The sequence below is a fragment of the Streptomyces sp. NPDC104313 genome, from assembly GCF_055583985.1.
In genome coordinates, this window is the sequence record NZ_JBVJMW010000002.1 from 494,984 (window position 1) to 514,041 (window position 19,058).

Sequence of the window (19,058 nt, forward strand, 5' to 3'; positions counted from 1 at the left end):
GGTACCGGGCGCCGGGGCGGTGTGACCTTCGACGCTCCGGTCGCGAGGGGTGGGCAGCCTGGTTACCCGCAAGTAGCATGAGGGCAGGCGTGCGCCCCCGTGGCGTACCCCGCAGCAGTGCCATCCCGCACCCTGGAGGAGAGCCACCGTGCCTCGTACCATCCGGGACGTCGTCTTCGTCGACGGCGTCCGCACCCCGTTCGGCAAAGCGGGCCCCAAGGGCATCTACCACGAGACCCGCGCCGACGACCTCGTCGTGAAGGCCATCCGGGAGCTGCTGCGCCGCAACCCGGACCTGGACCCCAAGAAGATCGACGAGGTCGCCATCGCCGCGACCACGCAGATCGGGGACCAGGGCCTGACGCTGGGCCGTACCGCCGGAATCCTGGCCGGTCTGCCGCAGTCCGTCCCGGGCTACTCGATCGACCGCATGTGCGCGGGCGCGCTGACCGCCGTCACCTCGACGGCCGGCTCCATCGCCTTCGGCGCGTACGACGTCGTCGTGGCCGGTGGAGTCGAGCACATGGGCCGCCACCCGATGGGCGAGGGCGTCGACCCCAACCCACGGTTCGTGTCGGAGAAGCTGGTCGACGAGTCCGCCCTGTTCATGGGCATGACGGCGGAGAACCTGCACGACCGCTTCCCCACGATCACCAAGGAGCGCGCCGACGCCTACGCGGTGCGTTCGCAGGAGAAGGCCGCCAAGGCGTACGCCAACGGCAAGATCCAGCAGGACCTGGTGCCGGTATCGGTGCGCCGCACCAACGCCGAGGCCGGTGAGACGGGCTGGGGCCTGGTCACCGCCGACGAGCCGATGCGCCCCAGCACCACGATGGAGTCCCTCGCGGGCCTGAAGACCCCCTTCCGCCCCCACGGCCGCGTGACGGCCGGTAACGCCGCGGGGCTCAACGACGGCGCCACCGCCTCCCTGCTCGCCGCCGAGGACGTCGCCCGCGAGCTGGGCCTCCCGGTCAGGATGCGCCTGGTCTCCTACTCCTTCGCGGGCGTCGAGCCGGAGGTCATGGGCTACGGTCCGATCCCGGCGACCGAGAAGGCACTCGCCCAGGCCGGCCTGTCCATCGAGGACATCGGTCTCTTCGAGATCAATGAGGCGTTCGCCGTCCAGGTGCTCGCCTTCCTGGAGCACTACGGCATCGCCGACGACGACGCCCGGGTCAACCAGTACGGCGGCGCGATCGCCTACGGTCACCCGCTGGCCTCCTCCGGTGTCCGGCTCATGACGCAGCTGGCCCGGCAGTTCGAGGAACAGCCCGAGGTCCGCTACGGCCTGACGACCATGTGCGTCGGCTTCGGCATGGGCGCCACGGTCGTCTGGGAGAACCCGCACTTCAACGCCGACGGAGGCAACAAGTGAGCTCCACCACTGAGCTTCTGAAGGGTGCGGCCGAGCTGTTCCCCGGCGAGGTCGTCACGCAGGCGCACGTACGCCACCTGGACCTGCCGGGCGGCGCCGGGCGGTTCGCGCTCATCACGCTGGACAACGGCCTGGACCACACCAAGCCGACCACCTTCGGACCGCAGTCGCTGGCGAACCTGAACGCCGCGATCGACCAGGTCGAGAAGGAGGCGTCCGAGGGCACCGTCACCGGTGTCGGCATCACGGGCAAGCCGTTCATCTTCGCGGTCGGCGCGGACCTCAAGGGCGTCGAGCTGCTGGGCCGTCACGAGGACGCGCTGGCCATCGGCAAGGGCGGCCACGATGTCTTCCGCCGCCTGGCCGGCCTCGCCGTCCCCAGCTTCGCGTACTACAACGGCGCGGCCATGGGCGGCGGTGTCGAGGTCGGTCTGCACTGCACCTACCGCACCGTCTCCCAGGCACTCCCGGCGTTCTCGCTGCCCGAGGTCTTCCTCGGCCTGGTCCCCGGCTGGGGAGGCTGCGCACTGCTGCCGAACCTGATCGGCGCGGACCGCGCGGTCACGGTGATCATCGAGAACTCGCTGAACCAGAACCGTCAGCTGAGGGGCAAGCAGGTCTTCGAACTCGGCATCGCGGACGCGCTGTTCGAGGGTGCGGACTTCCTGGAGCAGTCGCTGATCTGGACCGCGAACGTCCTCAAGGGCTCCGTCGCGGTCGAGCGCGCCGAGGTCGACCGCGGCGACGCCTGGGACAGGGCCGTCGCCCGCGGCCGGGCCATCGCCGACTCCAAGGTGCACGGCGCGGCCCCGGCCGCGTACCGCGCGCTGGACATCATCGCGGCGGCCAAGGACGGCGACCTGAGCGCCGGCTTCGACGCCGAGGACCAGGCGCTGGCGGACCTGATCATGGGAGGCGAGCTGCGCAGCGGCATCTACGCCTTCAACCTGGTCCAGAAGCGCGCCAAGCGCCCGGCCGGCGCCCCGGACAAGAACCTGGCCCGCCCGGTCACCAAGGTCGGCGTCGTGGGCGCCGGCCTGATGGCCTCGCAGCTGGCGCTGCTGTTCCTGCGCCGCCTGGAGGTCCCGGTCGTCCTCACGGACATCGACCAGGAGCGCGTCGACAAGGGTGTGGGCTACGTCCACGCCGAGATCGAGAAGCTGCTCGGCAAGGGCCGGATCAACCAGGACAAGGCCAACCGCCTCAAGGGCCTGGTCTCCGGTGTCCTCGACAAGGCCGAGGGCTTCGCGGACGCGGACTTCATCATCGAGGCCGTCTTCGAGGAGATCGGCGTCAAGCAGAAGGTGTTCGCGGAGGTCGAGGCGGTCGCCCCGGCGCACGCGATCCTCGCCACCAACACCTCCTCGCTGTCGGTGACCGAGATGGCGTCGAAACTGAAGAACCCCGAGCGGGTCGTCGGCTTCCACTTCTTCAACCCGGTCGCGATCCTCCCGCTGCTGGAGATCGTCCGCGGCGAGCAGACCGACGACGCCTCCCTGGCGACGGCGTTCGGCGTGGCCCGCAAGCTGAAGAAGACCGCGGTCCTGGTGAAGGACGCCCCGGCGTTCGTCGTCAACCGCATCCTCACCCGTTTCATGGGCGAGATCCAGAACGTCATCGACGAGGGCACCCCGGTCGAGGTCGCGGAGAGGGCCGTCGAGCCCCTCGGCCTGCCGATGTCCCCGCTGGTGCTGCTGGAACTGGTCGGCCCGGCCATCGGCCTGCACGTTTCCGAGACCCTGCACCGCGCCTTCCCGGAGCGCTTCACGGTCTCCGGGAACCTCGCCGCGGTCGTGAAGGCCGGCAAGCGCGGTTTCTACGTCCACGACTCCGGCGCGCCGGTCCTCGACCCCGAGGTCGCCGCCCTCCTCGAGCAGGGCGACACCGTCCTCACCGAGGAGCAGACCCGCGAGCGCGTGCTCGACGCGGTGGCGCAGGAGATCGGCCTGATGCTGGACGAGGGCGTCGCCGCCGAGGCCCAGGACATCGACCTGTGCCTGATCACCGGTGCGGGCTGGCCCTTCCACCTGGGCGGCATCACGCCGTATCTGGACCGTGAGGGCGTCTCCCAGCGGGTGAACGGCAAGCCGTTCCTCGCGCGGGGCGTGGCGAGCGTGCCGGCGTAGCCGCTCCGCTCGGAACAACGTGCTCGGGCCGTACAGGATTCATCTCCTGTACGGCCCGAGCACGTGTACGACCCGACTTACCAGCGGCCGGCGAAGGGGAGGTGCTCGCACTTGTCCGAGCAGGGCTCCCTCGACATGGTCGACTCCCTGATCCAGTTGCCCTCGGGAATCCCGTGCACCGTCAATACGTGCGGGGCCGGGGGAGAGTGCAGTGCGCTGAAGATCGCGACGAACTCCAGTGTGTGCGTACCGGGCTTCCAGTCGTGGGCGTGGGTGACCTTCCACGTTCCGTCCTTCTGCACGTCGGTGCTCGCGATCAACCGGCCCCCCTCCATGAGCATCACTTGGGTGACCCCACGCACGGCGGTTCCGGAGAACCGGGGTCGGGGACCGCTCAGCCGGTCCTCCCGCGGCCCCAGGACGACAGGGGGCTCCACCGTGTCCAGCACGGTGAAGTTCAGCCCGGCGACCGGTGAGGCTCCCTGCCCGGTGAGGCCGACGGCATGGATCAGGTGATCTCCGGCGATCCACTTGACGGATCTGCGCCACACCCATTTCCCCTCGGCGTTGACCCGCGTACCGCCGATGTAGGAACCCTGCTCGAAGAACAGGAGGTAGGAGGTCCCGGGGTCCGCCGTCCCCCAGAACTTCTGCAGCCCGCTGACGGCCTGCCCGTCGCGGGGGCCACCGAACACCGGTGCCGCGCCGACCCGCGTCGCGCTCCCGAGGGCGTACTCGGGCGATTCGACCGTGAACTCGGTGAGGACCGGCGGATACGCGGACAGGACGGCGACCGCTTCACGGTCGACCATGCCGTAGGGCAGGCCCACCGCGTTGTCCAGGCCGATCGCCACCAGCCGGGCCACTTCGCGCGCACCGAGCTCGTTGAAGTGCGAGGCGTCGATGAGGCCGTCCGGGTGGTTCGGGTGCTCCCCGGCGTCGACCCAACGGTAGAACTGCCGAGCCCGCTGCGGACCCAGCTCCTGGAGCATCCCCGTGGTGAAGTGGTTCAGGTCCACGAGCGGGGCGCCGGTCTCGGCCGCCACCTCCCGGACGAGTTGCGGATAGCCGTCCCGCGTGTCGGCGACTGATCCGTCCGGCTCGAAGACGCAGCGCGCGGCGGGCGTCAGGAGTATGGGGAACGCGCCCTCCCGCTGGATGGCGGAAAGGTAGAGGTAGAGGAACTCCTTGAACTCGCGGGGCCCGTGGTAGAGACCGGGCTTGTCGATACGCTGCTCGACACCGCCGAAATCGACGGCGACGACGTCTCCCGGACTCAGGAGATTCAACAGGGATACGAACTTCTCGTTGTAGTAGCTGCGGGCCGTCATGGCATCGCGCGCATAGTTGCGCACTTCGTAATGCGGCGTCAGGAATTCGCCGAGAAACTGCCCCCAGCCGGCGAACGGCCCCTCTTTGGCACTACGGGGCGCGGCCACAGAATTGCCGATGATACAGAACTTGCCCACAACTTCTCCCACTCGGACGACCGCTGGTTGATGCCTGCACGCCTTCTAGAGCGGCCACTCCGGAAGCTGCCCGGCATGGTATCGCTGATTGCGGGGCGAGCCGTACTCGAATTGGCTCGCGACGGGGAAATAGCTCGGAAGGAAAGCCGCCAGGATGGCGTCCTGCTCGTCCTCGGGCACGTCACCGTCGTGGAAATCGTTCAGGCAGAAGACATCGTTCGGGCGGCTGGTCAGCAGCCTGCTGAGCCTGGTGCGGTGTTCGCTCAGGCCCACGTTGACGAATCCGCAGGAGATGGGCCCGGGCACGCTTCTGCCGGTGTGGAAGGCGAAATAGTGGTGGAGCGAGGAGGCGATCGACACATCGCTGTGGCTGCGCAGCCTGCTCGCCGAGGTGGCGGCGACCTGCTGCGGATAGGCGCGTTCCAGATCCTCCATGACACTTCTGCGCAGCACGTACGGTGCGTGGAGGAAGGAATGGGTGAGGGTCTGCCCGAAACTGTTGGCGATCAGCGCCCGGTTGTTCTTCGCCGCGCTGATGTTGAAGTCGTCGGTGGCGAGCGGCGGCACCATCGGTACCGCGGTGGGCGACTGGAAGTGCTTGGCCTGGCCGTTGCCGAGGAAGAACAGGCTCGGCAGAACGGTGCGGCCGATGAAGAAGTCGTCGTTGAAATAGAGGAAATGCTCGGAGAGGCCCTCGATGTGGTGGAGCCGGCTCTCGATCGCGTGCGAGTTGTACGTGGGCAGTGCGCCCTGGTTGCCGAAGATCTCCGTGTGGTCGACCACCCGGACTCGATGATGCGCGTTGTCCAGCCAGGACGGGACCTGCCGGTCGGTGACGATGTAGATGTTCCGGATCCACGGCGCGTACATGTCGATGGACCGGAGCGAGTAGCGGAGTTCGTCGCGGCTGCGGAAGCGGGCGGCGCTGGCGGCGGCGTCCACCGTCTCCAGCCCCAGCATCGCGAGCACCTGGTTCTTTCGTTCCAGCCACTGGACGTCGGACCCGTCGACCCAGGTGTACACGGCGTCGATGGGAAAGCGGACGTCCCCGTGGAGCGGCTGGGCGAAGGCGTTGATGGTCGGGTAGGTCCGGCCGGAGAGGACCATGGAGGCGCGTCCCATGGAGTGCTGCGAGATCCGGTCGCCGATCAGGGTGCGGGTGGGCGCGACCATCATGTCGCTCTCCTCGGGATCGTTTTCCCAGAAGGAGATCGTGCAGCCGTACACCGCTCCCAGCCGCATGGTGCGCGAGGTCGACACCGCGTTCCGATAGACGCGGACTCCGGAGCACGGCTGGTCGAGGTGGTCCCCGAGGAGGCCCGCGAGCACGGTCGTGACGGGGTTCTGCCGGTCGTTGAGGAGGGCCGTGTACACGGCTTCATGCCGGTACATTCCGCTCAGCGACTTGAGGACCGCCTCCCGGTACGAGGCGTGCACGGCGACGGTCCGCCGCACCATCGTGTCCCGGACCACGAGATACGGCACATCCGCGGCCTCCAGCGCCGAGGCGGCGAGCGCCAGGTTGGCCTGCACGATGTCGAACGGCGACTCCGAGTCCACGACCCGGCACAGCTGGCCGCCGTCCTTGACCAACTCGGGCCGCCGCTTGGCGACTTGCTGCTCAAGCTGTCGATGTGCGCCAGAACGCACCTGACTCGACGGAGCGGCGGTGGCCGCGGTCGCGGCGCCCTCCAGTCCGCTGTAGGCGGCGTGCAGGGCCAGCCTGTCCGCCTTCGCCGCGCCTCGTCCGCCATGGTCCCGGTCATCGACCAAGCCCTGGAAGAACGACTCCCACTGCGCGGTGACAAGGGGCGGCGCGAACCGAGTGATGGACTCTGCCGCCGCCGCACCCATGCGGTGCCGCAACGGGCTGTCCGACATCAACTGGTTCAGCCGGCCGGCCAACGCCTCCACATCGCCCGGCGGAACGAGGATGCCCGACTGCCCGTCCAGCACGATCTCGCGTGGGCCGTTGGGGCAGTCGTAGGAGACCACGGGCACCCCGGCCGCCTGTGCCTCCATGAGCACCAGGGGAAACGCCTCGTTCTTCGAGGTGAGCAGGGCGATGCTCGCCTTGGCCCACTCCTCCGCCAGATGGGGCGAGTTCCCGTTCAGCTGGACACTGTCGTGCAGGCCCAGCTGTGCGATCTGACGGCGCAACGCGCCGCTCAACGGCCCGTCGCCGAAGATCCTCAGCGTCCAGGTCGGGTGGTACGGCGCCAGCAGCGCCCACGCGTCGAGGGCCTGGTCGAGCTGCTTCTCGCCGACGAGGCGGCCGGCACACACCACGGTCCGGGTCTCCAGCGTCGAGCGGGGCCGGAACCCCGCGGGAAGCGCGTTCGGCACCACCTCGATGCGCGGTGCGGTGGCACCGAGGGTCTCCGCGAACCAGTCCCTCGTACGGTCGCTGAGCACGGCCAGGGCGTCCAGCCTCGCGGAGTAGCGGAGCAACGGCTCCCCGCTGGTGCCGCGCAGCTCCGAGACCCGGTGCTCCTGGTGCACCGTGATCACCTCGGCCGGTGCGAGCTGGACGGCCAGCGCCATGAGAGCCGGCGTGGTGGTGATCAGGACATCCGTGTCGGTGTGTTCGAGGGCGAGGCCGAGTTCGATGTCGGAAAGCCGGTTGAACGCGGCCTCCCAGGCGCGGTCGACCAGGCTGCTCGGCTGCTCGGCGAGGGCCCCGTACACGGACTCGTCGAGCTCCGCGCGGCGCATGGGCCGCTGCACCTGGCCGGTCATGTCGACGAGGTAGTCGACACGTACCCGCTCGTCGGGGGAGAAGAAGAGCTCGGACTTGCTCTTGAAGACGCTCAGGACTCGCACGTCATGGCGGTCCGCGAGCTCGGCGGCCTGGTTGAACACCGCCCGTTCCGTGCCGCCCACGGCGTCGGCGGTGGTCAGCAGAAAGGTGATCTTCATCGGAGTCTCCGCCCGGCTTCGGGCATGCGACTGCACGTCACACGGAAATTACCCGCGGGCGTGTAGCGGGGGTGGACCAACAAGGGCGCTTGCCCTCGGGGAGCGACACTGGCCTGGTTCATGGTGAAGACGCGCAGCGGATTGCGGACGTCGTGCATCCTCTTGCCCAGCCTCATCGGGCGGCCGGCGGCCGAGCAGCAGGCGACGTCCCAGTGCTCCGTGGCCCTGCGCTGCGGTGTCATCTCCTCCAGCGGCACGACGGCACGCCACATCCCGCCGCCCGCGTCGCGCAGGGGGCGTCGGATGTTGCGTCCGGTGGCAGTGAACTCCGCCCAGGGCTCGGCGACTTCGGTGCCCACAACGCGGAAGTCGACGACGAGTCCGGTGTGGGACAGATCGACCTTCATCACCTCGGCGGACGGCCGCGCCCGCGAGCTGACCACCCGGAGGTTGCCGGTCACGGTGCGGCCGAGGCGGTGGCGCCGGCCGCTGAGCGGTGACACCTCCATGGGCATGGTGGGTCCGCCGTAGGGCTGGGGCGGCTCGACGAGGAGCAGCGGGAATCGCGCGGACCGGCGCCCCGAGCGGGTCGAGAGGACGACTCGCCAGCGTCCGTCGCCGAGCGGTATGCCGCCCACCTCCGCGCCCAGCAGCACGGCGGCGTCCATCAGCAACCGCCCGTCCCGGCCCTCGTACACGCGGGCGGGACTCTCGTACCGTCGGCGGCCGCGCTGGATCACCAGCTCGGCCTCCTCGGGAAGCCGCGCCGAACGGGGGAGTACAGCATGCAGGTTGACCGTCTGGCCGTCCAGGACGGCCGCGTAGAGCAGGCGGGCGACGCGCCCGGAACGCCGGGGCAGGAAGAAGCGCTGCATCAGCCAGGACCGCAGCGGAACGGCGCGGGCCGTGAGCCGCCGCCGGGCGGCTGCGAGGTGTCTGCGTCGCGGGATCATATGACTGCCGCTCCCAGTTCTGCTGTACGTCGTGTCGGGGTGCCCTCGGCTCCGGGAAGCTCGAAGGGGCTGGGCACGGGGAAGTAGTCGTTGAGGAACTTCCGCACCATGCGTTCCTGCGCCTGCGGGTCCTCCGGCACGACGGTGTCGTTGATGCAGAAGGTGTCGAAATCACGTTTGGCCACGAGCCGGTCCAGCCGGCGCTGGGCCAGGGTGTCGCCGATGTCGACGTAGACGTACCGCAGGTTGCCGAGCGTCGCCCGTGCCTGGTGGTAGGCGTAGTAGTGGTGGAGCGAGGAGGCCACCGGGATGTCGTGCGGCGACCTGAACTTCGAGTTCTGGGTGACCCAGTGGGCGCGCTCGTAGGTCTGCTCGATCTCCGCGAGCACCGTTCTGCTGAGCGCGTGGGGCGTGTGCTTCATCTTCTGGGAGATGACCGTGCCGAACTGCTGGGCGATCAGACCGCGGCTGTTCTTCCCTGCCGCGTCCACCGGCAGATCGTCCGGGGTGATCTGGCCGGAGGGAATGAGCGCCTTCGATGTGAAGAACTTCGTCAGCCCGTTGGTGTGGAAGAAGTGCTCCTGTGTGACGGGCCGGCCGAAGAACACGTCGTCGTTGAGGTAGAGGAAGTGCTCCGAGAGCTCGGCTATGTGATGCAGCTGGCTCTCGATGGCGTGGGAATTGAAGGTGGGCAGCGCACCGGGGTCGGAGAAGATCTCGCGGTGGTCGACCACGCGCAGTCCCGGGTGGTCCGTGTTCAGCCAGCCCGGCGCCTGGCCCGCGGTGACGAGAAAGACGTTCCGCACCCAGGGCGCGTACTGGTGGATCGAGCGCAGGGAGTATCTGAGCTCGTCACGGCTGGTGTAGCGGGCCCCGTTGTCCGCCTGCTCGTGCAGGTCCTCCGCACCGCCCGTGAGGGAGCGGCGTACCGCGTCCTTGCCCGCGCGCCACACGGGATCCGCGTCGTCCACCCAGGTGTAGACGACGTCGATCGGAAAGGCGTGGTCGCCGGGGAGCCGCGCCGTGAAGTCGGCGACCGTGCGCGCGTAGCCGGTGTGGTACTGGCTCGGCACCGGACTGAACAACTTCTGTTCGGCCGTACGGAGTTCCGTGCCGACCGGCAGTTGGGTCACGACGGCGTTGGGCCGGGGTGCGACCAGCATCCCGTCCGTCTCCGACCAGAACTCCAGGTCGCATCCCGAATCGGGGCCGAAGACGAGCTGCCCGGTCGGGTCGCAGACATTCCAGGCCAGCCGGAGCACACTGCTGGAGCGGAGCCTGCTCCAGGTCTTCGACGACGCCCCGGTCCGCAGCTGTCCGCCGGCCACATCGCGGACGTAGCCCGGATTGCGTCCGAAGGCGATCTGGAGCACTTCCTCGGCGTCGGCGCGATGGCGCGAGGAGACAGCGACACAGGGAACGGTCTTACCCGTACCGCGGACCGCGAAGTAATCGATCTCCGCGCCTTCCAGTACGGCCACCACGATATGCAGATTCCGCGCACGCGCGGCCCACTCCGTCGCGCCCCTGACGACGACGGCCTTGGCGTGCTTGCCCTCGATCTTGATGACGCGCAGGGACGCCTCCGCGCTGTGCTTCGCGGGATTACGTCGGCCGCCCAGAGCCCGCACGACCACGGCGGAGCGCGCGGAGTCGAAAACGGCCAGCAGGTGCATGACCATGTTGCGCAACGGGGCCGGCACACGACGCACGATGCGGCGACGCGCTCTGACGGGCAGCAGTGACCGATAGACGGAGACGAGCGAACTGGTCTCGGGATTACTGACGCTCACCACTGAATTTCCGCACCATCCATACGCCCATGGGGCCTCGGCCAACTCCCGCGCTTTCGCCTGGCAAGTAGCTCCACTCGCCGACGCCATCACCGGAGACAGATGGCCGCCACGAAATCTTCACACTTTGGACACTCTGTGTCCATCTCTGATCGTTGAAATCCACATCTGTTACACAGGTGCAATAGTTCGGTCAGGGGGAAAGAAACATGCGGTCCAGATCTCCCGACGGAGTCACACACGCACGGAAGGCCCCATGACGAGGCCCGGCTCACCGGACTGACCGGCAATCCGCAATGCGCCGTCCGAACCGAGCGTGGCCATGACCACCCGGCCGTACACATCACGGGCCAGGGCCGGGGGGCCCGCACACCTCTCGCCCGTCGGCGCCCACCAGAGTCCGGCGGCCTCGTTCTCCGTCGCGCAGGCGGCCACCATCACGTCGCCGTCGACGCCGCGGTGGGCCAGCACGGTGCAGTCGTACCCGTCGAGCGCCACCCGAAGGGCCGCGATACGGCCGCTGACCGGTCCCCCGCCCAGCGGAATCACCCACTCACCCGGGCGGTGAGCGAAGACGCCCCCCGTCGCGAGGTCCGACCAGTAGTAGGTGACGCGGTCCGGGGCCGTCTCCAGCCCGACGAGACTGCCGGGTGCGGGAGCTATGTGGATATTGGGGCCACGCTCCATATCGCCGTCCGGCTCGCTCTGACGCCAGTGCATGGCCCGCCCACTGGTGTCCGGAACCAGCAGCTCGATCCGGCCGGAGGACGAGGCCACGGCCACGATGTCCCCCTCGGCGAGCTGCCCCTTGAGCCCGCGCCAGGGCCGCCACGGACCCTTGGCCCCCTCCTGGCGCACCGTGACCCCGCCCCCGGTCCTGGCCACGAAGACGTGGGCGAGCCCCGAGCCGCTCACAGCGACCCCCGGCACGGTCACCGATCGGGCCCACTCCGGATCCTTGTGCGGGTTGCCGATGGAATGCCACTGCGTGAGCGGGCGGCCCGTCTGGTACTGGACGGCCTGCACCACGGTGAGCGAGGCCTCTCCGTCGGAGACCCGCCGGCCGACGAAGTGAATGAACCCGTCCGCCCCCTGGGTCAACGACAGACCGGTGAGCCGAGGAGCGGGGATCAGCTCGGGCCCGTCCCAGTCGGGCCCGTTCGGCCGGCGCTGCGTCCACCGCAGCAGGCCGTCAGCGGTCCGGGCGATCGCGGTGAAACGGTGATCCCTGCCCAGAAGAAGCCGTACGCCTTCGCCGGCCAGTGGCCCGGACGGCTTCGCACTCCCCCTGAGCCCGGCGCCCCTGGGGCTCTCCGCCCTCGTCGCGCCACGCCCGTACTTCGCCCCCATGCCCGCCCCTCATGCTCCCCGTACCGCAGCCCAGTCGGCCGTTCCCCCGCTTGGCGCGCCTCCCCCGGAGCGTGTCGGCGACAACGCCCGAGGGTCGCACAAGTGGACTACAAGTGAAATCTCTATCGAAGAGTTTGCCATACGTGACCCACAGCCTTGGCAGGGAGAGGGTGCGGCGGGCCGGGTTCCACCGTGCGAAACCGCTCAGGCCGACGGGGCCCCGGCGAGGTCGCGCCGCGCGGCCGGATGCCGCAGGCACCAGCCCGCCCAGGCCGACTCCACCATCCGCCGGGCGTCATGGGACGCCGACCAGTTCAGCTCCTCACGGATCCGGTCCGCCGAGGCGACGACACGGGCCGGGTCGCCCGGTCGGCGCGGGGCGGAAACCGGCTCGGCGGCCGGGCCGTACCCGGTCACCTCACCGATCAGCGCGATCATCTCGCGCACCGAAACACCCTCCCCACGGCCGATGTTGAGCGTCAGATCCGATCCGGAGCCGCGACCGAGGAGCGCTCGGGCCGCCGCCAGGTGAGCCGAGGCGATGTCATCGACGTGGATGAAGTCGCGGACGCAGGTGCCGTCGGCGGTGTCGTAGTCGTCCCCGAAGACGACCGGAGCGGCGCCCTGGGTGAGCTTCTCGAAGACCATGGGCACGAGGTTGAAGACGCCGACGTCGGCAAGGTGGGGTGCTGCCGCGCCCGCCACGTTGAAATAGCGCAGTGAGGCGGTGGCCATGCCGTACGCCTGTCCCACCGCACGCACCATCCACTCGCCGGCGAGCTTGGTCTCACCGTAGGGGTTGATGGGCGCACAGGGAGTGTCTTCCGTCACAAGCGCCATGTCCGGCATTCCGTACACGGCCGCGGACGACGAGAACAGGAACGCGTCCACCCCACCGCCGGCCGCGGCTTCCAGGAGCGTGCGGAGCCCTTCGACGTTCTCGCGGTAGTAGTGGAGGGGGCGCTCCACCGATTCAGCCACCTGCTTCTTGGCCGCGAGATGCACCACGCCGCGTACCGACAGGTCCGCCATGACACGTCGCAGACCGACGGCGTCGAGCGTCGAACCGTGCACGAAGGGCACATCGTCCGGAACGCGCCCGCGGTCTCCGGTAGAGAGGTCGTCGTAGACGGCGACCGCCTCGCCGGCCGCTGTCATGGCGCGTACCACGTGGGACCCGATGTAGCCCGCTCCGCCTGTGATCAACCAAGTCATGAGCGAATAATAGTTCGATATGCTCGTCGCCCATTACCCGTATCGGTTCACCAGTTCCCGCGCTCGTCTGTTCTATAGTGCTCGGTCAGTCGAACATTCACGGACCGGTTCACGCCCCCCACCCGAGTCCCGCGTACTCCCCTGCCCTCATGGGCAATGAGATTTGAGGACTCGAGCACGATGAGCAACGACCAGACGGCACCGGGCCCGCGCGCCTCCCGACGCTCGGCCAAGCCCCGTAAACGCCGCCGCGGGCTCAAGATCACGCTCGGTGTCCTGCTCGTCCTGCTGCTCGCCGGCGGCGGAACCGCGTACTGGCTCTTCAGCCAGCTCGACGGGAACATCAAGGGCGTCGACATCGACAAGGCGCTCGGTGAGGACCGCCCGGAGAAGCTGCCCACCAGCGGGCAGAACCTGCTGGTCCTCGGCTCGGACTCGCGGGCCGGGGCGGAGAACAAGGAGCTGGGCGGCGGCGGGGGCGTCAGCGGTGCGCGCTCCGACACCGCGATGGTGGTGCACATACCCGAGGGCCGCTCGAAGGCCATCGCCGTCTCCATCCCGCGCGACACCCTGGTGACCCGGCCCGAGTGCGTCGGGGACAACGGATCCACGGTGTCCGCCAAGGAACGTGTGATGTTCAACTCCGTCTACTCGCAGGTCGGTCCGGCCTGTGTGGTGAAGACGGTGGAGAAGATGTCCGGCGTCCGGATCGACCACTACCTGGAGATCAACTTCGCCGGGTTCAAGGACCTGGTCGACGCCATCGGCGGGGTCACCGTCGACGTACCGAAGGACATCGACGACAAGGCCTCCGGGCTGAAGCTCACCGCGGGCCCGCAGAAGCTGGACGGCACCGAGTCCCTGGCGTACGTCCGGACCCGGCACGGCATCGGCGACGGCAGCGACCTCGGCCGCATCGGTCTCCAGCAGCAGTTCCTGATGGCCCTGCTGAGCGAGGTCAAGTCGCAGGACCTGCTCGGCAGTCCGGCGAACTCGTTCAAGATCGCCAAGTCGGCCACCAAGTCACTCACGACCGACTCGGGGCTCGCCTCGCTCAGCTCGCTGGCGGAGTTCGCCCGCTCGATGAACGGCGTCGACCCGGCCTCGATGGAGACGATCATGCTGCCGGTGGCCTACGACAAGATCGACAGGAACCGGGTGATCTCGGCCCAGCCGCAGGCGGATCAGCTGTGGAAGGCGATCCGCGAGGACACCGCGATCCCCGAGGACGCGAAGAAGTCCCCCGCCACCGGGGGCTGACGACCCGTCGTGCCGCGCCGCCCGTGACACCCTGCCGGGATGAGCGAGGACGATGCGGTGCTGGTGATCGTGGACGCCGCCAACGTGGTCGGTTCCGTTCCCGACGGGTGGTGGCGTGACCGGCGCGGGGCGGCGACCCGGCTGCGCGACTCGCTGATCCCGTACGCGGCGGCCGGACTGCCGGGGCTGCCCGGCCCCGTGGAGCTGGTGCTCGTCGTGGAAGGGGCCGCCCGGGGCGTCGCCTCCGTGGCCGGGGTCCGGGTCGACTCGGCCCCCGGCAGCGGCGACGACCTGATCGCCGAGCTGGCGTCCGGTGCCGCCCCGGGCCGGGACTGCGTCGTCGTCACCGCCGACCGCGCACTGCGACAGCGGGTCGAGGCGTACGGAGCCCGCTGCGTGGGACCCCGTACGGTACGGCCGTCGCCGGACGCGTAGCACTCCCCCGGTCCGTACCGGCCGAGGCCACTCCCCCGGTCCGTACCGGCTGAGGCCACTCCCCCGGTCCGTACCGGTCAAAACCACTCCCCCGGTCCGAGGCGCGGCGGCCCTTGTCCCGCGCGGCTGTCCGAACCCCCGCGCCCGGCCGCCCTTCGCGGTCCTCCCGGCCGTGCGCCGACGTCCGCGGACGTCCGCCGACGTGCGGTGAGCCGACACGTGTCCACGGTCCACCGCCGGGCCCCCGCACCGGAATCCGGTGCTGCCGTGTGCCCGTGTCATGGGCCGTATACCGGCGTCGGGCCGACGATCAGGCGTTCCCATACCGCGCGTTCGTAGGTTTCTTCTCAGCCGGTGCAACCGACACCGTCGACAGAGGAGAAGAACATGCCTGAGAACCAGAGCCAGGAGCCGACCGAGGCCGAAGAGTTCGAGGTTGTCGCGCACAGCGAGGACGGCGAGGACGAGGCGGGCAACTGCCTCACCAACAACAGCGACATGCTGCAGTAGCTCGCCCCGTCGAGTTCTGTGCGTCGCACGGGCCTCCGGCGCTCGGAGATCGTTCCGAGTGACGGAGGCCCGGCCGCCGTCACGCCCAGCCACTCTGAGGCCCGCCCCTGTCGGCCCTCCCGCCCGGTCGGGCCCGCCACGCCACGAGGGAGCACCGAGTGACCCCCGCCGCCCCGCCGGCACAGCGCCGGCACCCGCACCGGGCCCCGCGACACGTGGTGCGGGTACTCCCGGTATCGACCACTCCGCTCCCGCACACCTCGTCCGGCATCCGACCGGTCCGTCCCGGCCGGGGGGCGTCGTGAGAATCCTGTTGTGCCCGCTCAGTGACGGCGGCTACCTCTACCCGACGATCGCGGCCGGCCGTGAGCTCCGGCGCCGCGGCCATCACGTCAGCGTGCTGGGCAGGTCCGGCGCCGCGCCGGTCGCCGCCGCCGCCGGACTGCCGTTCGCGGCGACGGAGGACTTCGGCGAACGGCGCGCGTTCTCCGTCGCGTGGTGGGGCACCTCCGCCATGGCGCAGTACCGGGCGACCGTGCGCGCCGCCCGCGCGGACCGCGCCGACCTGCTGATCACCTCGGTGCTGTGCCACGGCACCCTGCTCGCCGCCGAAGTACTCGGCCTCCCCGTGGTGGTGGTCGGGCTCTCGGTCCACCTGTGGGACTACCGGGCGGGCGGGGACGACGAACCGCCGCTGGGCAGGCCCCGGCGGAACCGGACCCGCGAGATGCGTCAGCAGTACGCCGAGGTGCGGGAACAGGCCGGGCTGCCGGCGCGTGGCTCCCGGTGGGGGGACGACCCACTGCCGGGCGACGTCCTGCTGCTGCGCGGCGACCCGGCGCTGGAGTACCCGGGCGCCGAACTGCCCGACCGGGTCCGGCACGTGGGGCCCCTGCGCTGGGAGCCGACGCCCGGACCGGGCGAGGTCGAAGCGGTCAGGGACCAGGTGGCGCGGTCCGGGAAGCCCGTGGTGTACGTACATCTCGGGCGGGTGTTCGAGGGCGGCAGCCGGTGGCCCCACCTCAACGAGGCCTTCACCGGCGGCCGGTTCCAGGCCGTGGTCGAACAGGGCCGCTCCCCGAGCCCCGAACCCTCGCCGGACGCCGACATCCTGACGGTGCGCAAACCGTGGATGGGCCCGCTGATCGATCTCGCCGACCTGGTGCTGACCAGCGGCACCTCTGCCCCCGTGCTGGCCGCCCTGCTGCGCGGCCGCCCCCTCGCGGCCTCGCCCAACGGCTCCGAGCAGCCGCTGCTCACCGGTGCCTGCATGCGGGCCGGTGTGGGCGTGCACCTGCCGAAGTCCGCGCTGTCGGACTGGCCGGCGCTGCTGGAATCGGCCTGGCGGAACGACGCCCTGCGAGGCCGCGCCCGGACCCTGGGCCGGAGGCTGGCCGCCACGGACGGCGCCGCCCGTGCGGCCGACATCGTCGAGCGAGTGGCTCAGCACTCCGCGATCCCGAAGGAGGACCATGACTACGCGAACGTCAGCCCCTGACGCGGGCGGTGGGACAGCCGCCGCCGAGGAGACCGTCGCGATCCTGTCCGCGGGCACAGGGCGGTGGCTGGGGCTCCACGCGGACCGGCTCGACTCCCCGGCCGGCCGCACCGAACTGCCGGTGACACCACGGGTGAAGGCCCTCCTGCAACTCGCACTGCTCCGCCGCTGCTGGCAGAGGGCCGCGCCGGACGACATCTCCCTGGAGCCCGTGCGCGCGGTCGTGGAACACGCCTGGCGGCGGCCCGACTTCCCACGGCTGCTCGCCCATTCCCCCGCCAGCGCGCGGCCGTTCGGCCTGATCTGGGCCGCCCTGGCACCGGCCGGAGCCGTCACCGACGCCCGACGCGGCGTGCTCGACCGGTTGTCCGCCGACGGCTATCTGACGCCGTGCCGCAAGTCTCCCTACCTCCACCTGGGTACCAGGTTCTACGCCGAACTCGCGGGCCTCCGGCACGAACTGGCCTCGTACGAGGAGCTGTACGCGTGCAGCATGCTGGCGCGCGCCGACGCGGTGCCCGTGGCCGAACTGGACGTCTGCCAGGTGACGGACACCGTGTTCTACCTCTCCGACTACGGCTTCCGCGACACCGGCCTGAACGCGCAGGCCCGGGAGCGGGCGCTGCGCGTGGTGGAGCGGCTCACCGACCACTGCGTACGCGAGGACGCGTGGGAGTACGCGGCCAAGCTGCTGCTCGCCCAGCACTGCCTGGGCTCGGACCCCTCGCGGACGCCTTCGGGGACGGCGGCCCTCGGGATGCTCGCGGGAGCCCGGTCGCCGGACGGCTCGATACCCGGCAAGACCGCCCGGGGGCGGGCCCCTGCCTCCGCCACTGCCCAGCAGTACTTCCGGTGGGCCTATCAGCCGACGCTCGTCACGGCGCTGACGACGCTGCTGCTCGCCACCGGCCGCCGTCCCCACCCCGTTTCGACCACGGCATCACCCACAGCTCGGAGGACGCGATGAGCCTGCAACAGGTCCAACTCCCGGACGGCGCACGCCTCCTCGAAGGCAGACGCAACTGGTGGTTCCTCGGCCGGGGCGGGGTCGTCCGCCTCGGCGGCAGTCACGTCACCCCCGAGGGGGACCTGCGGCCCGGCACGGAGCGCCGGCTGCGCGATCGCGGCATGTTCGCCGCCCCGCCGGTCCGCTCGTACGCGCTGACCGTCCTCACCAGCACCAACTGCAACCTGGGCTGCGGATACTGCTTCCAGAACACCGCCCAGGACACCACGGACGGCAGCCGTCCGCCCAGGATCGCCCGGACCCGTCTCACCTCGGAGACCATCACCTCGATCCTCGGGTTCACCGAGCGGCAGATGGCCGCGGCCGAACTGGACAGGCTGCGGATCCTCCTGTTTGGCGGGGAGCCCCTGCTCAACCCGCGCGGCTGCCTGGAGCTGCTGGAGCGGTCCGCGGGCATCGGGATGACGTCGGCCTGGATGATCTCCAACGCCACGCTGCTCTCCCCGCGGCTCGCACGGCAGCTCTCCGACCTCGGGCTCGACTCCGTCCAGGTCACCTTCGACGGCGACCGCGCCGACCATGACCGTATCCGGGTCAACAGGGCTGACAACGGAGGCACTTACGACAGAATCGTCCGTAACATCGTCGCGGCGGGCGAGGTCACGCCGATCCGGTGGACCCTGCGGGTCAACGTCTCCCAGGAGACCTTCGACGGCGTCGACGCGCTCGTCGAACGGCTGGCGGCGGAACTGGACCCCTCCCGGTGCGCCCTGTACTTCGCCCGGGTCGGCGACGTGGGCATCGGATACGCCAACGACCTGCTGCACACGGGCGAACTCTCGGCCCACTTCACCAGGTGGCAGCGTCGGGCGCTCGAACTCGGCTTCAAGGTGAGCCGCCCCGGCGCCCGGCGGCCCTGCCTCACCTGCGGCCACACCGAAGGCCGCTACGGCGCGGTGATCAGCGCGGACGGGACCCTGGCCAGCTGCTGGGAGACCGCGGGCAAACCCGACTGGGAGGTCGGTACGGCGGCGAGCGGGTACCGGCCCGCCGAGGCGACCCGCGACCGCTGGATCTCCTGCGAGGACCTCTACCGCTACGACGAGGACACCCGCACCCTCGCACGGTTCCGCGACGACGTGGACGCCACCCTGCTCGACTACCTGGACGAGACGGAGCGCCTGTAGC

At 70.1% G+C, this 19,058-nt stretch carries 14 protein-coding genes; 8 read left to right on the forward strand and 6 right to left on the reverse strand.

Annotated features, from left to right (window positions below; genetic code table 11):
* The first annotated feature begins 148 nt into the window (after positions 1–148).
* The gene (locus ACZ60Q_RS06130) at positions 149–1,375 is read left to right on the forward strand and encodes a thiolase family protein (RefSeq protein ID WP_469629078.1); all 1,227 of its coding nucleotides are present in this window, start codon (positions 149–151) and stop codon (positions 1,373–1,375) included.
* The gene (locus ACZ60Q_RS06135; RefSeq protein ID WP_469629080.1) at positions 1,372–3,501 is read left to right on the forward strand and encodes a 3-hydroxyacyl-CoA dehydrogenase NAD-binding domain-containing protein; all 2,130 of its coding nucleotides are present in this window, start codon (positions 1,372–1,374) and stop codon (positions 3,499–3,501) included. Before ACZ60Q_RS06130 ends, ACZ60Q_RS06135 begins: the two co-directional genes overlap by 4 nt.
* Before the next feature lie 77 nt (positions 3,502–3,578).
* On the opposite strand, the gene ACZ60Q_RS06140 is transcribed toward ACZ60Q_RS06135, so the two are convergent.
* The 6 genes from ACZ60Q_RS06140 to galE all read right to left on the reverse strand — a co-directional run bounded on the left by ACZ60Q_RS06140 (position 3,579) and on the right by galE (position 13,200).
* Positions 3,579–4,970, reverse strand: coding sequence for a hypothetical protein (locus ACZ60Q_RS06140; RefSeq protein ID WP_469629083.1), 1,392 nt, complete (start codon positions 4,968–4,970; stop codon positions 3,579–3,581).
* Positions 4,971–5,015: 45 nt separating this feature from the next.
* Positions 5,016–7,889, reverse strand: a complete 2,874-nt coding sequence (locus ACZ60Q_RS06145) for a stealth conserved region 3 domain-containing protein (RefSeq protein ID WP_469629086.1) — start codon at positions 7,887–7,889, stop codon at positions 5,016–5,018.
* Positions 7,886–8,842: a hypothetical protein gene (locus tag ACZ60Q_RS06150; protein WP_469629089.1), complete on the reverse strand. Its 957-nt coding sequence runs from the start codon at positions 8,840–8,842 to the stop codon at positions 7,886–7,888. Before ACZ60Q_RS06150 ends, ACZ60Q_RS06145 begins: the two co-directional genes overlap by 4 nt.
* Positions 8,839–10,638, reverse strand: coding sequence for a stealth family protein (locus ACZ60Q_RS06155; protein WP_469629091.1), 1,800 nt, complete (start codon positions 10,636–10,638; stop codon positions 8,839–8,841). Before ACZ60Q_RS06155 ends, ACZ60Q_RS06150 begins: the two co-directional genes overlap by 4 nt.
* Positions 10,639–10,869: 231 nt before the next feature.
* Positions 10,870–11,985 (reverse strand): PLL family lectin, encoded by a 1,116-nt coding sequence (locus ACZ60Q_RS06160; RefSeq protein ID WP_469629094.1) that lies wholly within the window; start codon positions 11,983–11,985, stop codon positions 10,870–10,872.
* A gap of 204 nt (positions 11,986–12,189) precedes the next feature.
* Entirely contained in the window at positions 12,190–13,200 is a 1,011-nt protein-coding gene (galE, locus tag ACZ60Q_RS06165) for a UDP-glucose 4-epimerase GalE (RefSeq protein WP_469629097.1), read from the reverse strand.
* A 180-nt stretch (positions 13,201–13,380) separates the two neighbouring features.
* Between galE and ACZ60Q_RS06170 the strand changes: the two genes are divergently transcribed.
* The 6 genes from ACZ60Q_RS06170 to ACZ60Q_RS06195 all read left to right on the forward strand — a co-directional run bounded on the left by ACZ60Q_RS06170 (position 13,381) and on the right by ACZ60Q_RS06195 (position 19,057).
* The gene (locus ACZ60Q_RS06170) at positions 13,381–14,460 is read left to right on the forward strand and encodes an LCP family protein (RefSeq protein WP_469629099.1); all 1,080 of its coding nucleotides are present in this window, start codon (positions 13,381–13,383) and stop codon (positions 14,458–14,460) included.
* Between the two features lie 39 nt (positions 14,461–14,499).
* Positions 14,500–14,895 (forward strand): NYN domain-containing protein, encoded by a 396-nt coding sequence (locus tag ACZ60Q_RS06175; RefSeq protein WP_469629102.1) that lies wholly within the window; start codon positions 14,500–14,502, stop codon positions 14,893–14,895.
* 387 nt (positions 14,896–15,282) lie between these two features.
* Positions 15,283–15,405, forward strand: coding sequence for a hypothetical protein (locus ACZ60Q_RS06180; RefSeq protein ID WP_469629105.1), 123 nt, complete (start codon positions 15,283–15,285; stop codon positions 15,403–15,405).
* Between the two features lie 301 nt (positions 15,406–15,706).
* Positions 15,707–16,903 carry a glycosyltransferase gene (locus ACZ60Q_RS06185; protein WP_469629108.1) on the forward strand — a complete coding sequence of 399 codons (1,197 nt, stop codon included), beginning with the start codon at positions 15,707–15,709 and terminating at the stop codon, positions 16,901–16,903.
* On the forward strand, positions 16,878–17,870 hold the full coding sequence (locus ACZ60Q_RS06190) for a DUF6895 family protein (protein ID WP_469629111.1): 993 nt from the start codon (positions 16,878–16,880) through the stop codon (positions 17,868–17,870). The genes ACZ60Q_RS06185 and ACZ60Q_RS06190 overlap by 26 nt, the downstream gene beginning before the upstream one ends.
* Positions 17,867–19,057 carry a radical SAM protein gene (locus ACZ60Q_RS06195; RefSeq protein ID WP_469629114.1) on the forward strand — a complete coding sequence of 397 codons (1,191 nt, stop codon included), beginning with the start codon at positions 17,867–17,869 and terminating at the stop codon, positions 19,055–19,057. Before ACZ60Q_RS06190 ends, ACZ60Q_RS06195 begins: the two co-directional genes overlap by 4 nt.
* The last annotated feature ends 1 nt before the right edge of the window (position 19,058 follow it).